Genomic DNA, 19,590 nt, shown 5'->3' with positions numbered 1-19,590 from the left:
TAGTTATTATGGATATTAACGAAAGGAAGCATTATGGCTATGATATTAAGGCCTTTTATCCCCGGTATTATGCTGTCTTTACCGCTTTACGCTGCGGCGGCTTCGCCGTGGGTCGTCACCGATGGATCCACGCTACAGGTCACTGCCGGTTATTCCTCTGTTGAAAAAGGCGATGTTCCCCTGGTGGTGTCGGGCGCGGGCAGCCAGCTTACTACCGACAGCGGCCTGACTTTTACTACTTCGCACGCCGGGACGAGAGGGGCCAGGGTAACCGAACAGGGCAGCCTGAATCTGAATGGCGTGACGTTATCAACCAGCGAAGAAAACTCCACGGCGATCTATGCTGATTCTGGCACGCTGACCATCACCGACAGCACGATCGCTACACTGGGCAGTCAAAGCCGCGGGATCCGGGCCAAAAACAGTGATGTTACTATTATTAATTCTACGCTTACGACTAACACAATTGACGGCGCTATCGAAGTATCGGGCGGGGTGCTGAAAGCTGATGGACTAACTATTACTAGTCCTGTTGCCGGCATTGAAGTCTATGCACATGAAGGCGTGTATGGCAACGCCACGCTAAATAATATCCATTTCACGCTGACCGGTGACAAAGCCATTCAGGCTATTTTTGCGCGCAGAGGCCATGTTACCGGCACCAATATCACTATCGATACCGCTTCTGAATACTTTTCGGCTATTGAGATCGGCAACGGTACAAACAGCACGTTGATCTTAAACGACAGCACTATCAATGCGGCCTATGTCGGCATCCGTACATTGGGCGGTCATGCAACCCTAAATAACGTTGATATCACGACAACAGTGAATGATAACAATCATGCGCATAACGCCCTTGAAATAAGCGGGCAGGGCGATAGCGCTACCATTAACGGCGGCACGTTTCAAACCTCTAAGGTCAAGTCCCACGGCATTTATATGCCGCTCAGCAGCACTATACTGGACGCCACCGGCGTTAATATCCTCACCCACGGCGGCAGTTCCCATGGGATTATGGCGGGTGGCAAAGTTAATCTGACTGACGCTACGCTACTTACCTCAGGTAGTGGGAGCTACGGTCTTTATGCCACGGTAAGCTATTCCTATGCAGGAAACGTCACGGGCGACGGGATAACGGTTAATACCTCTGGCGAACAGGGCTACGGCGTGAGGACTGCCCAGGGAGCCATAATAGACCTTAACAACAGCAACATAACGACAAGTAACACCCAGGCGTATGGCGCAGTCGCCTCTGACGCTGGCGTATTGACGCTGACTAATAGCGCTATCACTACGGCCGGCGAGTTTTCAGTTGGCACCTATCTTATTCGCTCCGGCAAATTAACGTTGCACGACACGCAGATAAATACTTCTGGCGACAGTGCTTATGGCATCCTGGCTATGACAAACAGCACCGCAACGCTGGTCAATCCAGCCATTACCACCAGCGGTAAAGAGGCGCATGGCGTTGCCGCTACCGCCAGCAGCGTGGTTACTATTACCGGCGGCGAAATTGTCACTACCGGCGAAGGCACCGGGGGCATCTATGCCGGAAGTGCGGCAACCGTTACCGCCGCTAACGTCGCCGTTACCGCTTCCGGGAACAACGCGTTTGGTTTAATTGCCAACCTTGGCAATATAGAAATGACCGACAGCACCATCGCCAATACGGGAACGGCTACAGCATCAAAAGGACCGCAGGCGGCCGGGCTGTACGCGAACATCTATTCCGATACCCTGAGCAGCGCAGTCACGCTGAATAACACAACGCTGCGTAGCGAAGCGGGAAGCGGCGTGCTGGTTAAAGGCTCCGCGCTGGATCTGACGCTCAGCAACGGTAGCCTTGTTTATGGCGGCAACGGTACGGCGCTCAGCGCTGGCGCAAACGTTAATGACAAAGGCGAGGTTTTTCTTTCGACGGTGAACGTGACGGCGAACGGCGCCTCGCAGCTGCTGGGCGATGTTATCGTCAGCGACGATAGCCTCGTTAACCTGACGCTGAACGACGGCTCCACGCTGAGCGGGGCGACGCAAAACGTTAATCAGCTAATCCTCAACAGCGCCAGCAGCTGGCTGGTAACGGCCGATTCCAACCTGAACACGCTGACGATGGACGGCGGCTCGGTGGTGTTCAACAACGCTTCGGGCTTCAGCTCGCTCGCCGTGAAAGGCGATCTGGCCGGCTCCGGTTCGTTTGCGTTTAATACCCAATTGGGCGGCGACGATTCACCCAGCGACAGGCTGCTGGTAAACGGCAACGCTTCGGGCAGCTATGATGTCAGCGTCAACAACAAAGGCGGCACGGGCGCGCTGACCCACAGCGGTATTCTGCTGGTGCGCGTGGAAGGCGATGCTGATGCCGCGACCTTTAATCAGAAAAACGCCGTGGTGGCCGGTAATTATCAGTACTTCCTGAATAAAATCGGTGACAAGGACTGGTACCTGCAATCTTCGCTGACGCCCATTCCGCCACCGGATGACGCCGCAGAGATCGATGAGGATCCCATTATTCCTGATGTGCCGGATACGGATGAGGTTGTTGAGCCGGATACGGATAAGAGCGACGAAACAGGTAATGACGCGGCGGCGCCAGAGCCGGAAGTTATTGCTTACCGCCCGGAAACAGCAGGTTACCTTATCGCGCCTTATCTGAATTCGACCTACGGATTTGACACCATCGGTACCTGGCACGAACGCCTCGGCGCTTACCAGGGCGGCACGGCCTGGGCGCGAGTCTCAGGCCGTCACGACAGGTATGCAGCCGGACGCTTTGCTTTCAACGTGAATACCACTTTCGTCCAGCTGGGCGGCGATGTCGTCACGCGTCAGTTTGCCGACGGCTGGCATCTGACGGCTGGCCCGATGATGACGCTTGGCCATCAGCGCAGTAACAATAAAGATACCGCGCGCAGCCTGAGGTCGGAACTCTCCGTTGACGTGGGTAAAGTGACCACCAACGCTTACGGCATCGGCGGCTATCTGACGGCATGGAACGACAGCGGCGCTTATCTGGATAACGTTGTGCAGCTTACGCGCTACAGCAACGAGTTCTCCAGCCTGACCCGCGCCAAAATGGACAGCTACGGCGTCGTCGCCTCGGTGGAAACCGGTATCCCGCTGACTTTAGGCGACCGGTTCAGGCTGGAACCCCAGCTACAGGCGATGGGCCAGTACATGAACATCAGCCAGACCTATTCCAGCGGCGTTAAGCTGAAGGATCAGAACCTGATGGTCGCCCGGCTGCGCGAAGGTCTGCGGTTCTATTACGATAATCCCGTGCTGAAGCCTTACCTACAGGCAGACGTGGTGCAGTTTCTGGGCCACACGCCGGGCGTTGATATGAATAACGAAACGATGCGGCCGGACGTACGTCGTGGCTACTGGCAGGCGGGCGCCGGTGTCAGCAGCCAGCTCAATCCGCACTTCAGCGTGTATGCTCAGGTAAAATATGCCCACAGCTTTGGGCCGGGTACGGAAGGCTATACCGGCAACATGGGGATACGTTACAAGTTCTGACCGCTTCAGCGGTTGCTGAAAGGGCCTGCGGGCCCTTTTTTGTTGCGCCAGACGGCTTTTTGAAATTGCTAACGGTAATGAAAATTATTATCATCCGCAGCAATTATAACTCTACCTGCGCGTTTATTGATGAAAACACCTTTCGCTCTTCCTTTTGCCGTTGGGCATTTTACCGGGAAAATTCCCCTGCTGTTACCTGGCTTACTGTTCAGCACGGCCGCGCTGGCAGCGGGCACCGCAAAAGATCCGACGCTGACCGTGACCGCCGACGGCACCGGCGAGCCAGGCAGCTACAGCCAGGATACCGCGAGCGCGGCCAGCAAAATGCCGCTGCCGCGAAATGAAACGCCGCAGTCCGTCAGCGTGGTTACGCCGCAGGTGATAGAAGATTACCAGGTGAAAAGCGTGAACGACGCCATGAAGTTCGTCAGCGGCGTCAGCCAGGGCAATACGCTGGGCGCGATTGAGGACGGCTTCGTCAAGCGCGGCTTCGGCAGCAACTCCGACGGCTCGATCTTTATCGACGGCGTACGCAGCAACCAGGGGCTGTCGATGGACAGCACCATCGATCATGTGGAAGTGCTGAAAGGCTCGGCCTCGCTACTGTACGGCATTCAGAATCCTGGCGGCATTATCAACCTGGTCAGCAAAAAGCCGCAGTATGAATGGCACACGCATCTTGCCGGCGAAACCACCAGCGTCGGCGGCGGCGCGGGCAGCGTGGACATCACCGGGCCGCTGGGCGACGGCTTTGCCTTTCGCCTGATTGCCGAGCGCCAGCGCGAGGATTACTGGCGTAATTTTGGCGCTAATGAACATACGCTGCTGTCGCCATCGCTGAGCTGGTATGGCGAAAAAGCCGCTTTCAACATCAGCTATACCGAATATAAGTTTGATATTCCGGTCGATCGCGGCACCGCGTTTATCAATAAAAAACCGGTAAATATCCCCTATAACCAGCGTCTGGACGACAGTGCCAACCACGCCTGGGGGAAAAACAAGCGCCTGAATATCAGCTACGCCTACAGCCTGGATGAAACCTGGGAAACCCATCTCAACTACGCCTGGATGCAGCGTCGCTACGACAGTAACGAAGTCCGCGCTACGGCGGTCAACGCCGCCACCGGCATTGTCTCTCGCCGCGCGGACGCGAACCGCGGCTTCAATCACCAGACCACTTATCTTGCCTGGGACATAGGCGGCAGCCCGCAGATTTGGGGCATGCAGCACGATATTATGCTGGGCGTTGACTACGAGCAGAATGAAACCTACAAGGCCTGGTCCTATCGCGGCAAGGTGTCAAAAACCTTCAACATGTACGATCCGATCTATGGCGAAGAGCCGCCGATCAACGCCAGCACGGTGGCCGATGCGCAGAGCAATCTGCGCACCAACCTTTACAGCCGTTCGCTGTTTGCCAAAGACAGTATCCATCTGACCGATAAATGGATAGCGGTAGCGGGCGCCCGCTATCAGCGCTACACCCAAACCGCCAGCAGCGGCTGGGCCGATCCGCAGAGCACGCTCAACGATCGCGGCGATGCTTTTCTGCCGCAGGCAGGGCTGGTGTATAAGGCGCGGCCCGATCTTTCACTCTACGGCAGCTACAGCAAATCGTTTACCCCTTCAACGCAAACCGATGACGACGGCAACGTCGCCTCGACGGAAAAAGGCACGACTTATGAAGTGGGCGCAAAGTGGCAAATGTTGCCCGCTGTGTCCGCCACGCTGGCGCTGTATCGTATTGACGAGAAGGATATGTCGGTGTTAATCAACGGCAGTACGCGCAACATTCCTGAGGCGCGCTCTACCGGCGCGGAGGTGGAGATCAACGGTGAGCTGGCGCCGGACTGGAACATGATAGCCACCTATAGCCACGATAAAACGGAAATCGTTGAGGATGACGTTAATCCGGCTAACGAGGGCAATCGGCTGGTCAACGCGCCAACCAACAGCGGCAGTCTCTATCTGACGCACGCCATGCGTTTCTCCTGGCTACAGGGCGAGGTGCGCGTCGGCGGCGGCGGGCGCTACGTCGGTTCCCGCGCGGGCGACCCGGAAAACAGCTTCACGATGCCGGACTATACGGTGGCGGACGCTTTCGCCGCCTGGGACAGCAAGCTGGTGGGCAAACATACTCAGCTGAAGATCAACGTCAACAACCTGTTTGATAAAGCGTATTACGGATCCAGCGGCGGCAACCTGCGTGTTAGCGAAGGCGCGCCGCGTGAAATCGTGGTTTCCGCGTCCGTTGATTTCTGATCGTAATGGGAAACCTCATGAAAAAATGGCCTATCCTGCTGCTGCTGTTAGCCTGCAGCGCGCCGCAGGCAAAAATGCTTACCGATATTTTGCAGCGCAAGGTCACGGTGCCGGACAATCCGCAGCGCATCGTACTGGGCGAAGGACGGCTGCTCTATACGCTGGCGCTGGTGGAACAGGGCAACCCGCTGCGGCGCGTGGCGGGCTGGCCTGGCGATCTGCCGCATTACGATCGGCAGACCTGGGCACGCTACAGCGCCGCTTTCCCCGCCATCAAAAAAATTCCCCTGATTGGCGGTGCTAATCCGGGCCAGCTCAGCGTGGAAAAAATCATCGCGCTGCGGCCGGATTTGGTGATCCTGCCGCTTTACGCCAAAAAGCCTGCGGCGCAGGACAGCACGCTGATGCAGCTGGACGCGGCGGCCATTCCGGTTATCTACGTCGATACGCGGGTAGATCTGCTGAAAAATACCGTACCGAGCCTGAAAATTTTGGGTGAGGCGCTGGGCGACCAGCAGAAAGCGCAGCGCTTTATCGCCTTCTATCAACGGCATATGGCGCTAATTCATGACCGGCTGCGTCAGGCGGCTCCAGTCAGGCCGCGCGTGATGCTGCAACTGCATATAGGGCGGCGGGAAGTGTGCTGTACCACGGTGGGACACGGCAATCTGGCCGATCTGCTGGCGTATGCGGGCGGCGACAATATTGCGGCCGGTCAGTTTAGCAGCGTATTTGGTCAGCTAAGCGCGGAGGCGGTGCTGGCTGCCCGTCCCGATTTCTTTCTGGCAACCGGCCTGGGCGATGCGCAGCAGCCGCATCGGCTACAGCTTGGCCCGCAGGTCGCGCCGGCCACGGCAAAGCAAAGTTTTTCGCAGGCGCTGGCGAGCGAGCGGGTTATCGCCCAGCTGGCGGCCATTCGTCAGGGCCGAACCTTAGCCGTGTGGCACAATTTTTATCTGAGCCCGTGGCATCTGCTGGCGGTCGAGGTTATTGCTAAAACGCTGCATCCGCAGCTGTTCCACGATCTGGAACCGGCCGACACGCTGCGTGAAATGAACGAGGAATTTTTGCCGCTGCCGGAAACCGGCACCTACTGGACAAGCGGCGAAAAAAGCGGAAGGTGAAAGAAAAAGCCCGCGGCTGCGGGCTTTTAAACTGACTTGCTAATGCAAACCTGTAGGCTTACTCGTTAATGCGGGGATGCTGGTTAATCAGATGCTTACGCTTCTCTTCCAGCTCGGCGATCTGCTCGCTAATATCTTCGATCTTGCTCTCGATATTGTCGTGATGCTCCTGCAACAGCTCTCTTGCCTCGGCAATATCAGAGGCGGCAGGCGTTGCACCACGCAGCGGCATATTGGCCGTTTCCTTCATCATGATACCGGTAATCAGACCCACAACCGCTACCACCATCAGATAGTAGGCTGGCATATAGAGGTTGGCGGTGTACTCCACCAGCCACGCCGCCAGCGTTGGCGTCAGGCCCGCTACCAGAATAGATATATTGAAGGCGCTGGCCAGCGCGCTGTAGCGAATATGGGTAGGGAACATCGCCGGCAGCGACGAAGCCATTACGCCCGTAAAGCAGTTCAGGATCACCGCCAACAGCAACAGACCGGCGAAAATCAGGCCCATCACGTTACTGTTAATCAGCATAAAGCACGGGATCGCCAGCAGCAGCAGTGCAATACTGCCGATAATCACAAACGGGCGACGGCCAAACTTATCGCTCATCAGGCCCATTACCGGCTGCACGAACAGCATACCAATCATAATCGCGATAATAATCATTACGCCGTGATCTTCGGAGTAGTGAAGGTTATGCGACAGGTAGCTGGGCATATAGGTCAGCAGCATGTAGTAGGTGACGTTGGTAGACAGCACCAGACCGATACAGGCCAGCAGGCTTTTCCAGTGTTTGGTAGCGATATCCTTAAACGACACTTTCGGGCCGTCGGCCAGACCTTCGCGATCGCCCTGTTCCAGTTTCTCAACGTGCTGCTGGAACGCAGGCGTTTCTTCCAGCGCGTTACGCAGATAGATGCCGATCAGGCCCAGCGGCAGCGCCACGAAGAACGGAATACGCCAGCCCCAGTCAAGGAAATTCGCTTCGCCGACCACGGTAGAAATCAGCACCACCAGGCCTGCGCCCGTCACAAAGCCGACAATAGAACCGAAGTCCAGCCAGCTGCCCATAAAGCCGCGCTTGCGGTCAGGCGAGTATTCGGCCACAAAAATAGAGGCACCGGTATATTCGCCGCCTACCGAGAAGCCCTGCGCCATTTTACACAGCAGCAGCAGGATGGGCGCCCAGATGCCGATAGAGGCATGAGAAGGTATCAGGCCGATACAGAAAGTACTGACCGACATAATGACAATGGTAATGGAAAGGATTTTCTGACGACCATACTTATCGCCCAGCGCGCCAAAGAACAGGCCGCCAAGCGGGCGGATCAGGAAAGGAACGGAGAAGGTCGCCAGCGCGGCAATCATCTGCACGCCAGGGTCGGCGCCGGGGAAAAATACCTGGCCCAGCGCATAGGCGACAAAGCCGTATACCCCAAAGTCAAACCACTCCATAGCGTTACCGAGCGACGCTGCGGTAATGGCTTTGCGTAACCTGGCATCATCAATGATCGTTACGTCTTTTAAGCCAATCGGCTTAACACGCTTCCTACGTAGCTTCATATAAAGCACCCTGTAATTGACTGTTTCCCGGAAAAATCTTCCGCTCCGCTCGCACCGCCGCAGCGGGAAAGCAGAGCGAATAGCGTACGGGCTTTCGCCCTGTCGACGGAGATAAGTAGCAAATTTGTTCGTTCGTTAACAAATATCCGTCTGCTTTCAGTATATCGTTTCTGCGCTGTGTAACATAATTTCTACCTGAAATTAGATTGTGTAACCAGCGGTTAACGGACGCAACCGCGCCCTCGACGCAGCCGAAAACGCCAGAAAAATTCACGGCGAAGGCCAGCCAGGTGAGGGGGAATAAGAAGACATTGCCCACTTTTTTATAATGAGATTAAGTCAGGCTACCTGCCAATATTAGTATTGCGCCTGCTGGCTCGATCGGTAATACTGCCGTTCGCAGTCTTGCGGGGGGGTAATGAATAATAAAAAACACGTTCATTTTAAAAACTATTGGCTGGAAAGCACAGAAGCTAATTTAAAATTCTTCCGGCCTCAGCAAACTTTTCTCCTTAATAACGGTAGGGTTTACTCACAAAAACAGATAAAGCCTGAGAGTGGAGAAATTACAGACAAAACAGGGTCTGAAGAACGCGCTTTGCTAATGGCTAAGTGGCCAGGCTTGATGCGAATGAAATTTATTCAATGTATTGATAACATTAGGTTTATATTAAAGTATCGCTTCCTGAAATATCAGCGAAAAAGCTATTGGGATATATATCAGGAGCACCAGCAGGTTTCGTCTCAAATTATCACAATGCTGGCCAGGATTAATGAACGGACGAAAGCCCGGTACGAAGAGGCAGGGATAACCCATAGCGAACAAAAAACGTTCCCCGAAGACGACGCCGTCAGGATTGCATTGCGGGCGGCGCTAAAGCTACGTAAATGAAATTGAAAATCGTTACGCTTTTTCGCCGTCGGCGTTAATTCAGCCTGTATCCGACTATTTAAACCAGCGGGCGTTGACCTTCCTGCTGCATCCAGGACATAAATAGCCGGTTGTCCATTGGGCGGGCGTAATAATATCCCTGAATAAATACTACTCCGCGCGCCTGCAAATAATGAAGCTGAGTGGCGTTTTCTACGCCCTCCGCCACAATCTTCAGCCCCAGCTTGTGGCTTAGCGTGATGATGGCGTCCAGCACCGGCGCTTCGCCCGTGGTTGATTCGATGGCATTGACGAAGCCGCGGTCGATTTTCAGGTAATCCAGCGGGAAGGTTTGCAGATAAGAGAGCGAGCAGTGGCCGGTGCCAAAGTCATCAATGGCGATATGAATACCTTCATTACGCAGCAGCTGGAGCTTTTGCACAACGTCTTCTCCGTCGGAAAGCAGGCTGCGCTCGGTCAGTTCCAGCGTGATATCCGGTCGATGTATCGCCATGCCACGAGCAAAATAGCGGATATCCTCGACAAAATCGTCGTGCTGGACGTGCGCGGCGGCCACGTTAAGCGCCAGACGGAAATCCGGCGGCAGGCTCCACTGTTTGGCATCCTCCAGCACCAGCTCCATCAGATGGCGGGTCAAAGGTATGATCATCTCTTCCGCTTCCGCCGCGGTGATAAACATATCTGGCCTTACCCAGTGGCCGTCGGGCCGCTGCCAGCGCATCAGCACTTCAGCGCCGCTGGCTTTACCTGTAACCATATGATAAACAGGCTGATAATTAACGGAGAATTCGCGATGCAGTATGGCTTTCCGCAGCTGGTCGCGGGGAGAAAGCTTACGTTTCAGCCAGTTGTTGGTCACGGTCATCAACAGCAGCGACAGGATCAGCGCCATCGGCACGAAGGTAAACAGACCCTGACGCCAGGTAAAGGCAATATCGCTGGCGGGCGAGGTCACCTCGACGCCGATAGGGTAGCGGCTGGAACGTTCGCTGAGCGTCACGGGCTGGAGCAGTCCCGACGGCTGATTGCCGTTTGCGCCGCTGCGCAAGGCGAAGCCGCCACCGAACTGTAGCCGGATACTGTTATGCTGGCTTTTGCCGACCGCGCTCATCACATCCAGCAAATACTGGCCGTCAACGATCACAAAAGCGCCGGAATGCGCGGGCGTATCGTGCATAAAAATCACGGCGGGCCTGTCTCTCACCGCCCAGGTTTGGCTTAACGAAAGCATCCACTTCGCTTTTCGATCCGTCGGCGGCTGACGCTGAATAACGGTAGCGATATCGTTATGTATCCCGCCGAATGCGGAAGAGCAGGTTATGCGACCCTCACGCATAACGCCTATTGAGCGAAAATAGGGAGACAGCGCCGCATACTTTCTCAGCTCGTCATTGATCTCTTCGCAGGGTCTTTTCGGAAACGCCTGAAGTTCGTCAAGGGTATCCCAGGCCCGGTCGCCGATTGCTTCGGCATGCGCCAGCAGCATACCCGCCGTCGCCGCCTGCTGGCGCTTAACGATCTGTCTGGCGTCGATAAAAGTAAAGATCAGACAAAGGAGCAGCGGCACTATGCCAGCGACCGCCAGCAGCACGCCTCTTTTTTCACTGCTTCTTTTCGGCCGATCCATTCATTGTCCTCTGTTAGCGGCATCCCTGCGCCGCCTGAAAAGGTAAAGGTAGCATGGCGCGGAAAAAAAAATCAGGTGCGCCGTCGCTTAGCTAATTTTATGCAATTTATTCTCAGATTGATCGTTTCCGCCATACGTTTCTTCTGTGTCAGGATGCCCTGGCCCGGCTTCGGGCTTCCATCACGCTGTATTCAGGAGGATTTTATGAGTGGCGCACTGCATTCCGCCGAATCGCTTCGCGCGCGAATTACCGACGCGGAGTGGCAGGCTCGCGTCAAACTGGCCCAGTGTTACCAGCTGGCCGCGCGGCTGCGCTGGACCGATCATATCTACACCCACTTTTCGCTGCGGGTGCCGGGCGACAAGCCGCATTTCCTGATCAACGCTTACGGACAAACCTTCGACGAAATTGCGCCGGAAACGCTGGTGAAAGTCGATCTGGACGGCGAAATCATTGACGATCCTGTCGGCTCAGGCATCAACCCGGCTGGCTACGTTATCCACAGCGCTATTCACCGCGCCCGCCCGCACACGCACGCCGTGCTGCATACCCATACGGCGGCGGGCATTGGCGTGGCGGCGCAGAAAAACGGTCTGCTGATGATTTCGCAGCACAGTATGCGTTTTTACCGCAGGCTGGCCTATCACGATTACGAAGGCATCGCGCTGGATCTGGATGAACAGCAGCGTATCGTCGCCGACCTGGGCAATCTGAACGCGCTGATCCTGCGTAATCATGGCCTGCTGACCTGCGGTGAAAATCTGGAAGAGGCCTTCTACAACCTTTATTACCTGGAAAGAGCGTGCGTGGCGCAGTTGGCGGCCCAGTCTGGCGGCGCAGAGCTGAGCATTGTGCCCGACAGCGTGGCCGAAAAAGCCGCGCGGGTTTTTGATAACGGCATAAAAAATAAAAAGTATCTGCTGCACTGGGATGCCTATATTCGTCAGCTGGCGCGTAACGCGCTTTAAGGAAAAAAGATGAAAGCGGGAAAAAGCGCGCTGGCGCTGCTGCTGGGCATAAGCCTGATAGCCAGTGCGGCAAAAGCGGAAAAAGTGACGCTGGTACTGGGCGACCAGGCGCGGAATCTACGGTCGCTGGTGGAGGCTTCCGGCGTAATGAAAGACGCGCCTTATGACTACCGCTGGGCCAACTTTCAGGGCGCCGCGCCGCTGTTTGAAGCCCAGCGGGCTGGCGCAGTGGATACCTCTTACGCGGGCGACCTGCCGGTGCTGATGGCGGCCTCGGGCGGCGTCGATCTGAAAATTATCGCCACCAACGTGGGCGACAGCGCGAGCAATGGGCTGATAGTACCCGCTGATTCACCGCTGCACAGCGTGAGGGATCTGGCCGGAAAAACGGTGGTGGTCTCCTCCGCGCGCGGCAGCATCTCGCAGCATTTGCTCTATGAAGCGCTGGAAGAGGCCGGAGTGCCGCAAACGGCGGTTTCCGTACGCTTTGTTCTGCCGACCGACGCCAGCGCCGCCTTTAATTCCGGCCAAATTGCCGCCTGGGCCACTTTCGATCCCTATCTTGGCATTGCTGAACAGCACGGCGCGCGGCTGCTGCGCGACAGCAAAGGGCTGACCACCTCGCTCTCGTTTGTCACCGCTACCGGCAGCTCGCTAAAAGATCCGCAAAAGCGGTTGGCTATCGCCGATTTCGCGCGCCGACTGGTGCAGGCTCGCGCCTGGGGGATAGCGCATCCGGTTGAGTATAATAAGGTTTATTCGTCGCTGACTCGTCTGCCGCCGGAAGTGTCGAAAGGCATTACCGGCCGTATTTCTCATGGCATACGGCCGGTTACGGCAGAGGATATCGCTAAAGTTCAGCAGGTTGCCGATCTCTTCTCCTCGCTGGCTATCTTGCCCAACAAGGTTGATGTGCGGGCAATAACCGATACCAGCGTCTTTGACGCGCGCTGACGACTATTTTTGCAGTTTGGGTTTTGCCGTCCTCGGCGGTCTGCCGTTGCCCAGCAGGATCGCCAGTTTGCTGCCGCCCGGCGTGGTCTCCATCAGGATTTTACACACGCTCGTGAGCGGTACGGAGAGCAGCATTCCTACCGGCCCCAGCAGCCAGCCCCAGAAAATCAGCGACAGGAACACAACCAGGCTGGAAAGCCCCAGCCCTTTTCCCATCACGCGCGGCTCCAGCATATTGCCAAACACCATATGGATCGCGCTGAAAAGCGCTGCGACCAGCGCCGCTTCATACACGCCGTTTAGCAGCAGCGCCTGTAGCGTGGGCGGAATACCGGCAATAATAGGGCCGATATTGGGAATATAGTTTAAAACGAACGCCACTACGCCCCACATTAGCGCGAACTGCACATCCAGCAGCATCAGCACCAGCCAGACGGAAAACCCGGTAATCAGGCTAATCAGCGTTTTCAGCGCCAGGTAATGGGTAACGCCTTTCAGCGCTTTATGCAGCCCGGCGATGCGAATTTTAGGATTGATCAGCGCGAAACGCAGCTTGTAGGGCAGGTGATGCACTTCAAACAGCATAAACACCACTGTCATAATCAGCAGCACCAGGTTGGTCAGCGCGCCGGAAAACTGGCTGAGGATCAGCGTCGCCATGCCCATAATGGCGTTGGGATCGAGCCGCGCCGCCAGGCTGTTGGTAGAAAGATTAATATGAAAAGGCGCGGCAATATGTTGAAGCTGCGCCAGCCTTTGCGTCATTTGCTGCTGAAGCTGCGGATAAACGGTAGAGAACTCATCCGCCGAACCGGCAATCATCGCCACCAGCAGCCCGAATGCAACCAGCACCGCCGCGATCACCAGGCTGATAGCCATACCGCGCCGGACGCCGCGCCGCATCAGGATGGTAACCAGCGGGTTTAAAATAATGGCCAGAAACAGGGCCAGTAAAAAGGGAACCAGGATAGCCGATGCCGCCTTGATGCCGGCTAAAACCACGACCAGCGTCGCCATTTTTAGCAGCATATTCTGCCCCATCTTCTCCTGCTGTGGTGCGTTCATTCCTTCTCCTTCAGGCTTTTTGTGATTAAGTGTAGCGACTGTTTTCCGGCAGGCTTCTGATTTCAGGAAAGGTCTCAGAACCGGGATATTTTGTTCAACGCAGAGCAGGATACGTCAGCAATAGCTGGTCTGGCTGCAGGCCGTGTTAAAAATAGCGTGCCGCATAATTTATGCACTGGCCGCCTGCGGGCCGGGAAATCAGGTTATAGTTATTATTCATGTCATTTCGGACAGGATATTCTTCGCTATGCCTGAACAACCCGCCCCGGAGGCTCCGGGCGCTTTACGTCTGAATCTGCGCATCATTTCCGTTGTGATTTTCAATTTCGCCGCTTATCTGACTATTGGCCTGCCGCTGGCAGTGCTGCCTGGCTATGTCCACGATGTGATGGGCTACAGCGCATTTTGGGCTGGATTAGTGGTAAGCCTGCAATATTTCGCCACGCTGGTCAGTCGTCCGCACGCGGGGCGCTTTGCCGACCTGCTGGGCCCGAAAAGAGTCGTGGTGGCTGGGCTTTGCGGCTGTCTGATCAGCGGGCTGTGCTATGCGCTTGCCGCGTTAACCGCAACGCTCCCGATGGTTAGCCTGCTTTTGCTTTGCTTTGGCCGGATCGTGCTTGGCATAGGGCAAAGTTTTGCCGGAACCGGCTCCACGCTTTGGGGCGTCGGCGTAGTGGGATCGCTTCATATAGGACGCGTAATTTCCTGGAACGGCATTTTCACCTATGGCGCGATGGCGATTGGCGCGCCGCTGGGCGTGGGCATTTATCGCTGGGGCGGCCTGCTGTTGCTGGCCGGCGTGGTAACGGCTATCGCGCTGCTGGCGGTGCTGATGGCGCTGCCACGACCTGCCGTCAAAAGCAGCAAGGGCAGACCGCTGCCTTTTCGCGCCGTGCTGGGCAAGATCTGGCGCTTCGGTACCCTTTTGGCGATGGGATCCGCCGGCTTTGGCGTGATCGCTACCTTTATTACGCTCTTCTACCAGAACAAAGGCTGGGACGGCGCGGCCTGGGCGCTGACGCTGTTCAGCGGCGCTTTTGTCGGTACGCGCCTGTTGTTTCCCAACGCCATTAACCGGCACGGTGGACTGATGGTGGCGGCGGTCTGCTTTGCGGTAGAAGCCGTCGGTTTATTTCTGGTCTGGGGTGCGGCGGATCCGTGGATGGCAAAGCTGGGCGCGCTGCTGACCGGTGCCGGCTTCTCGCTGGTTTTCCCGGCGATTGGCGTGGTGGCGGTGAAGGCCGTGCCCGCGCAGAATCAGGGCAGCGCGTTGGCAACCTATACGGCCTTTATGGATCTTGCGCTGGGCATCACCGGGCCGCTGGCCGGGCTGGTAATGAGCTATGCCGGCGTCCCGGTTATTTATCTGGTTAGCGCGCTGCTGGTCTGTCTGGCGATGTTGCTGACGTTGAAGGCCCGTCATGCAATAGCGGAAAGCGCCTGAGCAGCGTTTCCGTTGCGCAGGGCGCCAGATACGGTTGAACATTGTAAATATTATGCAAAAGACTTTTTGATCAGGCGCCAGGGCGCGGCGTTGAGTGGCTGTCGATGATGCATGTTGCGCGGGAAGGTTGTTGATAACGCTCGTCACGCGGAAAGCTGTCGACGCCGCGTGCTGCGTGGGAAAGCTGTTGATACCGCAAAAGCGCTAAAAAAAGGGCGGCCATCAGACCGCAAGATACGACACAGATAAAAGAGAGGGAATCAGGGGCAGAGCGCAGCCACAGCACCGGGCCGCGCGCTAAAAAATTTTATGCCTGCAACAGCTGAATGCTTTGACGGATTTCCCGCTCAATATCCGCAGCGCGCCAGTTTTCCATAACAGAAGAAAAAGGTTCCAGCGCGTACACGCCCCGATACCCCATGCGTTCCAGGCGCTGTACCTGAGCCACGCTTCTCAGCAGGTCACCTTCACTCAGCATAATGCGTTCTTCGTCGGTCAGTTCCGCCGTTGGCCTTGTATCCTCGACGCCCGAAAGGTGGACCAGGCCAATATTGTCGATATCGATCCCGCTTTCAAATTCCGCTTCCGCCTTTTCGTACAGATGATGGTGGAAGGTATCCACTAACAGGCGGAAAGGCACGTTGGCATCGCGGATTAGCGCCTGGGCGTGGACGGCGGAACGCAATGAACTGATCGGAAAGCCGAGAGGCTCAACCAGGCCTTCAATGCCATATTGCTCAAACAGCGGCGCCAGTTTTTTCAGCGCGCTGATAGTTTCTTCCGCAGAAATTGGCGTACCGTCATTTAACGGACAGAGCACCAGCGCTTTTGCGCCTACGCCCCTGGCGTCCTTCAGCAGCGCTTCCGTTTTTGCCTGCAGGGCTTCGTCCACCTGGTTGAAAGGATAGACAGCGTTGATGGTAACAATTTCCAGACCGTATCGCTGCGCCAGCTCGCGCACCTCTTCGTGGCTCAGATTGTCCGTCACCTTGCCGCTGGACATATCGTTGCGCAGCTCAACCTTATTCAGACCGAGCCCGTGAACCAGTTTGAAAAATTGCTCAATGCCAAGGCCGGGAGCAATTTTACGGTTAATACAGATACGGGTTGGATCAATCGCCATCTTGCAGCTCCTGCAAAGTAAAAGAGATAAATGTCGGACTGTTGGCAAGGGCTTTGCCTGGCCTGCACCATCAGCAATCAGACCAGCCCCGATAACCTGAACTTTCAGCCTGTACCGCGACCTGTCGAACGTTGTGCAACAGAAGAACATTTATTTCATTAATGGGGAATGATGAAACTTAAATTTTTAGATCTTCCTCGCAAAATTTCGTTTTGAGCAGGCTTTATACATGAAATCCCGCTCCTTCCGGAGCAAGTGAAATCAAATGAATACGCGAGGAAAAAAGCCTCTATTAAAGCTCCAGGCCCCCATCAGCACTGGATTCTTTATTTTAACGCTCCGCGCTGATGCAGCATAAAATCACCCGGCAGCGCAAAAAGGAAAATGCGATCTATGCCGCTAAAAACAGATTTTCTAAAGTGGAATATTTGAAAAATTTATTCCAATATAATAGTGTCTTTGCACGCATTCGGGAGTTGTCCGGTTGGGCCGTCCGCTAAAAGGCAGCCGCCCACAGGGAATACCACCATTTAAGAGGCCAGAACATGACTATTACAGGAAACTTTATCGGCGGAAAAACGTCTTTGAGCGCCAGTAACGAAACAATTCCGGTTTACGATCCGGCGACCGGCAAACCGGTGCGTGAGGTGACGCAAAGCACGGCACAAGAGGTCGCTCACGCCATCGCAGCCGCGCATAACGCCTTTGAAGGCTGGTCCCGCACATCACCGCTGCGCCGCGCCCGCGTCCTGTTTAATTTCAAGGCCCTGATGGAGCAGCATCGCGACGAGCTGGCTGCGCTAATCGTTAGCGAGCACGGTAAAGTCTGGTCAGACGCGCTGGGAGAACTGACGCGCGGTATGGAAGTCGTGGAGTTTGCCTGCGGTATTCCTCATTTGATTAAAGGCGAAAATTCGGCGGACGTCGCGACAGGCGTGGACAGCTATTCGCTGATGCAGCCGCTGGGCGTCGTCGCCGGCATTACGCCTTTCAACTTCCCGGCGATGGTGCCGCTGTGGATGTTCCCTATCGCGCTGGCCTGCGGCAACACCTTTGTGCTTAAGCCGCCGGCGCTGGATCCCTCCGCCTCCGTGCGTATGGCTGAACTGCTGACGGAAGCCGGCCTGCCGGATGGCGTCTTTAACGTTATTCACTGTTCCAATGAAGATGCTGAACAGCTTTATACCGATCCGCGCGTTCAGGCCGTCAGCTTTGTTGGCTCTTCGGGCGTGGCGGAACATATTTATAAAACCGCAAGCGCACATGGCAAGCGCGTGCAGGCCTTCGGCGCGGCCAAAAACCATGCGATTGTCATGCCGGACGCGGATTTAGACGCCACGGTCAATGCCATTATGGGCGGTGCCTTTGGTTCTGCGGGCGAACGCTGCATGGCGCTGCCGGTAGTGGTCGCGGTGGGCGATGATACGGCCGATAAGCTGATTGCCGCGCTGACGCCGCTGGTCAAAGCTCTGCGCGTCGGGCCTGGCATGCAGAAAGGCAGTGAAGAAAACGAAATGGGGCCGGTAGTTTCCGCCGCACACCAGAAAAAAGTGCTGGGTTATATCGACAAAGGGGTAGAGGAAGGCGCGAAACTGGTTGTCGATGGGCGTAATTTCCAGGTGCCGGGCTATGCGGAAGGTTACTACGTAGGCGGAACGCTTTTTGATAACGTCACTGCCGATATGGTTATCTGGCGCGAAGAGATTTTTGGCCCGGTGCTGAGCATCATGCGCGCGCCGGATTACGAGACGGCGCTAAAACTGGTTAACAGCCATGAGTTCGGCAACGGCAGCGCGATCTTTACCAGTAACGGTCATACAGGTCGCGACTTTGTACGCGAGGTGCAGGCGGGCATGGTAGGCGTTAACGTACCGGTTCCCGTACCGATGGCATTCCACAGCTTCGGCGGCTGGAAGCGTTCCGTGTTTGGTGCGCTGAACGTTCATGGGCCGGACGGCGTGCGTTTCTACACCCGAATGAAAACCGCGACCGTTCGCTGGCCGAGCGGACAAAAGACCGTTTCTGAATTTAGTATGCCAACGCTGGGATAACGCATAAGGAGGAGCACCATGTCATTGCTGTCCAAAGCACAACGTCCGGATGCGCAGGGACGTATCCAGCAGATTACGCCGGAAAGCGCAAACTGGCGCTATGTCGGCTTCGAGGCCTGGCAGCTGAAAAAGGGCCAGACCCTGCAGCTGGAAAGCGGCAGTCAGGAGCTGTGCCTGGTGCTGGTGGCCGGGCTGGCGTCGGTAAAAACCCGCGACGCAGAGTTTCCGGATATCGGCAGACGCATGTCGCCTTTTGAACGCACGCCGCCTTACTCCGTTTACGTGCCGCATAACGATCGGGTAGAGGTTCGGGCCGATTCCGATCTGGAACTGGCGGTCTGTCGCGCGCCTGGCAAGGGTAACCTGCCGGCACGCCTGATTGCGCCTGGTGACGTGGGCGTGGAGAGGCGCGGCAAAGGGCGCAATAAACGGCTGGTGCATAATATTCTGCCGGATGACCAGCCCGCTGACAGCCTGCTGGTGGTCGAGGTTTATACCGACGAGGGCGATACCAGTTCTTATCCCAGCCATAAGCACGACAGGGAGGATTCAGAAACCGAAACCTATCTGGAGGAAACCTATTACCACCGTTTTAATCCGGAACAGGGCTTTGCGATGCAGCGAGTCTATACCGACGACCGCTCGCTGGATGAGTGCATGGCGGCCTATAACCACGATGTGGTAATGGTGCCGCGAGGCTACCATCCGGTGGCGACTATCGCCGGTTACGACAATTATTACCTGAACGTAATGGCCGGGCCGGTTCGCCTGTGGAAATTCAGCTGGGAAAAAGATCATGCCTGGGTAAACAGCGAAGATTACCCGCGTAAAGAAGGTTAAGAACCCTTTCGGGTGGCCGCTCGCCACCCGTTTTATCTTTTCACCGTGGCTTCCGGCTATTTTACCTTTTCCTGTTGTGCTTGCTGGCGTAATCATCAAGCCTGACCTTTCTGACCTTTCTGACCTTTCTGACCTTTCTGACCTTTCTGACCTTTC

13 protein-coding genes are annotated in these 19,590 nt (G+C 55.9%); 9 read left to right on the top strand and 4 right to left on the bottom strand.

The genetic code is table 11. The features are described 5' to 3' along the window. Positions 1-33: 33 nt before the first annotated feature. From QCD69_RS20155 to QCD69_RS20145, 3 genes are all read left to right on the top strand, one after another. The gene (locus tag QCD69_RS20155; RefSeq protein WP_301253342.1) at positions 34-3,519 is read left to right on the top strand and encodes an autotransporter outer membrane beta-barrel domain-containing protein; all 3,486 of its coding nucleotides are present in this window, start codon (positions 34-36) and stop codon (positions 3,517-3,519) included. A gap of 129 nt (positions 3,520-3,648) precedes the next feature. Next, on the top strand, positions 3,649-5,781 hold the full coding sequence (locus tag QCD69_RS20150; RefSeq protein WP_253457360.1) for a TonB-dependent siderophore receptor: 2,133 nt from the start codon (positions 3,649-3,651) through the stop codon (positions 5,779-5,781). 17 nt (positions 5,782-5,798) lie between these two features. Further along, positions 5,799-6,905, top strand: coding sequence for an ABC transporter substrate-binding protein (locus QCD69_RS20145; protein WP_301253341.1), 1,107 nt, complete (start codon positions 5,799-5,801; stop codon positions 6,903-6,905). Between the two features lie 58 nt (positions 6,906-6,963). Here the strand turns inward: QCD69_RS20145 and proP are convergent, their stop codons facing one another. Further along, entirely contained in the window at positions 6,964-8,469 is a 1,506-nt protein-coding gene (gene proP, locus QCD69_RS20140) for a glycine betaine/L-proline transporter ProP (RefSeq protein WP_253457366.1), read from the bottom strand. Positions 8,470-8,887: 418 nt separating this feature from the next. Here proP and QCD69_RS20135 point away from each other — a divergent pair, with 418 nt between their 5' ends. Beyond that, positions 8,888-9,361 carry a hypothetical protein gene (locus QCD69_RS20135; protein WP_301253340.1) on the top strand — a complete coding sequence of 158 codons (474 nt, stop codon included), beginning with the start codon at positions 8,888-8,890 and terminating at the stop codon, positions 9,359-9,361. A 58-nt stretch (positions 9,362-9,419) separates the two neighbouring features. Here QCD69_RS20135 and QCD69_RS20130 read toward each other — a convergent pair whose 3' ends face one another. Further along, complete coding sequence (locus QCD69_RS20130; RefSeq protein ID WP_301253339.1) at positions 9,420-10,988, bottom strand: EAL domain-containing protein; 1,569 nt, start codon at positions 10,986-10,988, stop codon at positions 9,420-9,422. A gap of 204 nt (positions 10,989-11,192) precedes the next feature. Between QCD69_RS20130 and QCD69_RS20125 the strand changes: the two genes are divergently transcribed. Both QCD69_RS20125 and QCD69_RS20120 read left to right on the top strand, forming a co-directional pair. Continuing rightward, a complete protein-coding gene (locus tag QCD69_RS20125) occupies positions 11,193-11,957 on the top strand; it encodes a class II aldolase/adducin family protein (RefSeq protein ID WP_301253338.1) in 765 nt (254 codons plus the stop codon). A 9-nt stretch (positions 11,958-11,966) separates the two neighbouring features. Next, on the top strand, positions 11,967-12,911 hold the full coding sequence (locus tag QCD69_RS20120) for an ABC transporter substrate-binding protein (protein WP_301253337.1): 945 nt from the start codon (positions 11,967-11,969) through the stop codon (positions 12,909-12,911). A gap of 3 nt (positions 12,912-12,914) precedes the next feature. Here QCD69_RS20120 and QCD69_RS20115 read toward each other — a convergent pair whose 3' ends face one another. Beyond that, entirely contained in the window at positions 12,915-13,976 is a 1,062-nt protein-coding gene (locus QCD69_RS20115) for an AI-2E family transporter (protein ID WP_253457379.1), read from the bottom strand. A gap of 247 nt (positions 13,977-14,223) precedes the next feature. On the opposite strand from QCD69_RS20115, the gene QCD69_RS20110 reads away from it, so the two are divergent. Continuing rightward, on the top strand, positions 14,224-15,420 hold the full coding sequence (locus QCD69_RS20110; RefSeq protein WP_301253336.1) for an MFS transporter: 1,197 nt from the start codon (positions 14,224-14,226) through the stop codon (positions 15,418-15,420). 307 nt (positions 15,421-15,727) lie between these two features. Here the strand turns inward: QCD69_RS20110 and QCD69_RS20105 are convergent, their stop codons facing one another. Continuing rightward, complete coding sequence (locus tag QCD69_RS20105) at positions 15,728-16,543, bottom strand: TIM barrel protein (protein ID WP_301253335.1); 816 nt, start codon at positions 16,541-16,543, stop codon at positions 15,728-15,730. A 545-nt stretch (positions 16,544-17,088) separates the two neighbouring features. Between QCD69_RS20105 and QCD69_RS20100 the strand changes: the two genes are divergently transcribed. Further along, complete coding sequence (locus QCD69_RS20100) at positions 17,089-18,594, top strand: CoA-acylating methylmalonate-semialdehyde dehydrogenase (protein ID WP_301253334.1); 1,506 nt, start codon at positions 17,089-17,091, stop codon at positions 18,592-18,594. 18 nt (positions 18,595-18,612) lie between these two features. After that, complete coding sequence (gene iolB / locus QCD69_RS20095; RefSeq protein ID WP_253457391.1) at positions 18,613-19,434, top strand: 5-deoxy-glucuronate isomerase; 822 nt, start codon at positions 18,613-18,615, stop codon at positions 19,432-19,434. Positions 19,435-19,590 lie beyond the last annotated feature (156 nt).

The organism is Erwinia sp. PsM31, from assembly GCF_030433775.1.
GTDB lineage: Bacteria > Pseudomonadota > Gammaproteobacteria > Enterobacterales > Enterobacteriaceae > Erwinia > Erwinia aeris.
This window is presented reverse-complemented; position numbering and strand designations above follow the sequence as displayed.